Genomic DNA, 4,577 nt, shown 5'->3' with positions numbered 1-4,577 from the left:
CCACTGCGTCTTGTCGCCGGGTGGCGGCCGCTGGTGTTGCTCGCGCGTATTTGTAGCTTCTTTTTTCTGCAGGGCAGGCTCGGCGCTGTCAGGTGGCGGTTTTTTTGCCGAGTTTTGATCGTATTTGTCTTCTTTGGGATCAGGGCTAGGGTGTAGTTCGCCTTATTTGGGTATTAACCCCATTTTTTTTTGCTTTTCCCTCTGGGGACGTAACAAACCTCCCTATCATCATTAGGCTGTAGCTCGCCTTGTTTTTTGCTTCTCCGGCTTGAGGGGTTTGTTTGGGGTAATCTCCCGTATGGGGGGTTGTTTTTGTAGGGCGGGCTGTCGGGTTTCCAACTTAGAGAGCGTGCCCTGTTTTTGCTTTTCCCGCTGGGGACGTAACAAACCTCCCTATCATCATTAGGCTGTAGCCCGCCTTGTTTTCGGTTTTTCTGCTTGAGGGGTTTGTTTGGGGTAATCTCCCGCGTGGGGGGTTGTTTTTGTAGGGCGGGCTGCCGGGTTTTCGGGAACTGCCAACCAGGGTATATTGATCCCGAATGCTGGGAAGGTAAACCACGGTACTCCTTCTAATAGGGTTCTTTCCAAGCACGGCGATATCGTAATCAAGAAGATTAACGGAGACGGCACCAAAAACCGGTGCTGGCTTTTTTGGGGAAAAAGGGCGTGCCGGTTTTTTGGGGTTGTATGGTTTACCGCCCCTCCCTATTTGGGGGGGCGGTAAACCGTTTGGGGGTTATTTCTTTTAGTATTTACGGGTTCGGGTTACTTTATTTTTTTGTAATCCTTTACCTGTTTGGTTAGTCCTTGCGGCGTTTAACGGTTAGTACCACGCCCGCGGACACTAGAATCAAGCCCAGCACCGACACCAGGAGAATCCCCTGAGCACCGGTAAGCGGCAGACCCGGGTTCTTGTAGTTAGTAATAGTGGTAGCGTTCCCGGCGTTGGCAGTAATAGCGCCAGCCATATCTTTAACCGTGCCTTCTTTGGTCAGCTTGAAAGGAATTGCCTTCGGCAAAAGCTGGTAACCAGCCGGAGCCGTCGTCTCTACCAAGCAATAAGGAACCTGATTATCTTCAGAGACCTCTTTGCCATCAATGAAGTTAGTCAGCTGCAAATCAGAGATTTTCACTAAACCTTCAGCATTGGTAGCTTCGGAGGGCTTAATAAGATTGCCATAAGTGGAGCAATCCTTATTAGCTGAGTTATCTAGGTAAACACTGAAAACAGCGCCTTGCAAGACGTCGTCATCTTTATTAACCTTTTTGATTACGATATCGCCGTGCTTGGTTTCAACCTTAGGAGACACAACCGGTTTACCATTATCCTTAGACCACTTATTCGGGTAGAGCTTAGCCTGGTTCGGAGTGATTCCGTTTTCAGGAACCGAATTCAGATTAACTGTCAGCACTACCTCAATCGTGGTACCGGCTGCAATCTTGTTAAGACCTTCACCCTTGAAAACAATAGTTACTGTATCTTTCGCCGGGTTTCCCTCACTGGTCTTAGTCAAAGTGTAGTCGGTGTCAGCAGTAGCCACAGCTCCGCCAATCTTCACCTCAGCCGACACATAGCTCAGATTACTGTTTAGCTCGTCAACGATTTCGTAAACATTCCCTAAATCAGCGGCATCCATCTTGTTGTCACCGTTAGTATCAGCACCAGTAGACTTGGTAGACAGAGTATAGGTAAAGGTATTCCCAGTAGTAACACCCTTGTCTACAACCGTCTTATTTAGTTCGTTTTCCTGGTTCTTCGGGTAAACATGCACGTCACTATTCCAGGCCGTACCCTCAGGATTGGTCATCGGCAAAGTAACCGCGAAAGGAGCAATCGGAGTAATCTTCTCCTTCTTAACCTCCACTTGACCGTTCATGATCTTGGTCGAGCCTGCCAAATCCTCAACCACGACATACAGACCACGTTCTACATCAGCAAACTTAGCCGAACCATCATCACCGGTAGTCATCTCAGCCGGGGTAGCAGCCTTAAGAGTGTAAGTAGTACCTCCTACACTAATCCCGTTCTTGACTACATCAGCAGTCAGGGGGGTCTCCCCGATTTTTTGAGCCAGTTTCAAGCCGTCATTAGTAGAAATATCAACATTCTCAACCTTGTAGAGCTTGAATTTAACCCCCGCCAAAGGCGTCTTGGGAAGCTTATCAGACTCAATCGCGGTACCATTATGAGGCAAACTACTAGTAGCACCCAGATACTTATGCACCGTCAAAGACGCTTTATCCGGCTGAGATGTACCAAGTACAGTAGTATCAGCGCTGGCGGTTCCTGCTCCTGCCAGACCTAGCAAGCCGACCGCTAGAGCGGTCGCTAAACCAAACAAACGTTTCCTTAAACTCATCACTTTTTCCTTTCAAATAAAGTAACCCCAACAGCCACCCCGAGCAGCAAGACCCCTGCCAGTAACACTTGCAAAGACCCCGCCAACCCAGACAAAGGCAACCGTCCCTCGGGATAATTAACAACCGTCAAGGACCTATCACCGCCGGTAACAGTATTCACACTCCCCTTTCCAGAAATAACCTTAACCTTACCCGAACCATCAACCATGAAAACAACCGGCTGAGGAAGCAACGCATACCCCCTCACCGTGACCGTCTCCTTCAAGATGTACTTTTGATTCGGCAAAACCTTAAACCTAACCTTCCCATCCGCCCCAGTAGTCAGGGTCTGGACAGGCCCGCTATCGCCCTCGCGGGAAAGCTCAAACACCACGCCCGACATCGCCTCGCCCTTATCCGACACCTTATGTAGGGCGATTTCTACCTCGGCGCGCTGGTTATAACGCACAAACGTAAACGAGGGATCATCACCCGTAGGAGTAACCTCTAACGCTGGGTTATCCTTTTCCAAACGATAACCATCCGGAGCCCTAGTCTCCTGAACCGTATACTTCGCACCCAAAGTCAAACCCGTAAACGTCGCGAGACCCACCTCATTAGTAACCAGCTTCTCGCTAGTTCCGTCGGGCTTGGTCAAAGTAAACTCCGCGCCCTTTAGGGCCTTACCAGTTTCTTTCGCCAGCTTCGAAACCGTGACCCTACCAGTGTCCTTACTATTAGGAACCTCCAAAGTAATCAAACCAGTAAAACCCTCAAGCAAAGCATAATCAGAAACCCTAACCGACACCGCGTTAGACTTCGCCACATACCCTTTAGGCGCCGTGACTTCTTTCAACTTATAGACCTTGTCCGGATCCAGCTTCACGCCCTCCGGCAGCTCCACCAAACCATCATCACCAGTAACCAAGCCCGCAGCGACCTCGGTAGTCTCGTTCTCCTCAAAGAGAGTAAAACTCGCGCCAGACAAAGGCACTACTACGTCGTAGGTGTCAGCAACCAAACCAGCACGCTTAACCGCGCCCTTATTCTCAGCCACTACCTTATCCGCGGCATCAGAAGAAACCCCCCGAACCAACGGCTCAAACTTAAACACCCGCAAACGAGAAGGCTTATTATTCGCCGTCCAAGTAAACTGCTGCGCCCGATAATCATCAACCACAAACTCATATTGCGCATTCGGATCCACAAAATACCCGGCAGGAGCCTTCAGCTCCTTCACCCGGTAAACCCCACCAGCAAGACCAGTAAACTCAACCTGACCCGAAACATTCGTCTCTTTAACCTCTGAGGGTGTATCCGGCCAGGAGGAACCATCCTCAGCCTGCTTAAACAACCCGAACTCGGCGCCAGCAAGGAACCGGCCAGCACCCGCGTCAGTATCCGAGGCCGTAGGGTCAACCTTGGTGACCACAATCGAAGACTCCTTCTTCGACTCCTCATTAGGAACCAACAACTCACGCTGCTCAAGCAAAAGATTACCGTCAGCGTCTAAAAGCCGCCCATCCGCGCCAACCTGGAAATACAATGGCTCACTATTCTTGATATAACCCTCAGGAGCCTTAGTCTCTTCCAAGGTATAAACCTGATTAACATCCAGATTATCGAGGATGACATTAGCAGCCGATCCCCCGGTGGTTACCGACCTATCAAGGTTGGCAGTTCCCTTTCCTTTATAAAGGTTAAAGGTCGCGCCCGCTTTAATCACGCCGTCCCCGCGATGCCACTCACCAAAAGCCTTATCCTTACCGGCCATGCCCCGCACGCCCAGCTTCGACAAGGCTACCTGGCCCTTATCATTCACAACCTTTCCACCCTCGCCAAGGGTCAATTTCTGGCCCCGCAAGTTAGTACACTCCGAACCAGTACAACGAGTAATCGTAAACTCCACCGGCTCAATCGGCTGCAAATGACTATCACCCGGATTCTCCGTCAAACGCCACCTGCCCGCAGGCAAACCATAAAACTTCACGAAACCATCATCATTAGAACGCACCGTCACCGGAGCAGAATTCGGCTTCACAAACGTACCCGTACCAACAGGATTACAATCCTCATCCCCCGGCATCTTACCCGCAGTAGAACACTCAACCTCCTCAACCGCAACCGGAGTAACCGTAAACTCCACACCCGCCAAAACATGACCAAGCGCATCAACCTTAGTAAACTCCACCGAACCAGTAACCGGCTCAACCGGATGCCAACGGCTGAAGTTCTTT

Annotated in this window: 2 protein-coding genes; both read right to left on the bottom strand. The window is 50.3% G+C overall.

Going from position 1 to position 4,577, the window contains the following annotated elements; all coding sequences use genetic code 11:
* Nucleotides 1-800: 800 nt before the first annotated feature.
* Nucleotides 801-2,360 (bottom strand): SpaH/EbpB family LPXTG-anchored major pilin, encoded by a 1,560-nt coding sequence (locus QZT94_RS05585; RefSeq protein ID WP_296760600.1) that lies wholly within the window; start codon nt 2,358-2,360, stop codon nt 801-803.
* Nucleotides 2,360-4,577, bottom strand: a 2,218-nt coding sequence (locus QZT94_RS05580) for a SpaA isopeptide-forming pilin-related protein (protein WP_296773261.1), incomplete at its 5' end; no start/stop codon positions are given. The genes QZT94_RS05585 and QZT94_RS05580, both read right to left, overlap by 1 nt.

The sequence above is a fragment of the Varibaculum sp. genome, from assembly GCF_008661855.1.
Lineage (GTDB): Bacteria > Actinomycetota > Actinomycetes > Actinomycetales > Actinomycetaceae > Varibaculum > Varibaculum timonense_A.
Note: the sequence above shows the minus strand (reverse complement) of the source record. Positions and strands in the feature narration are given on the sequence as shown.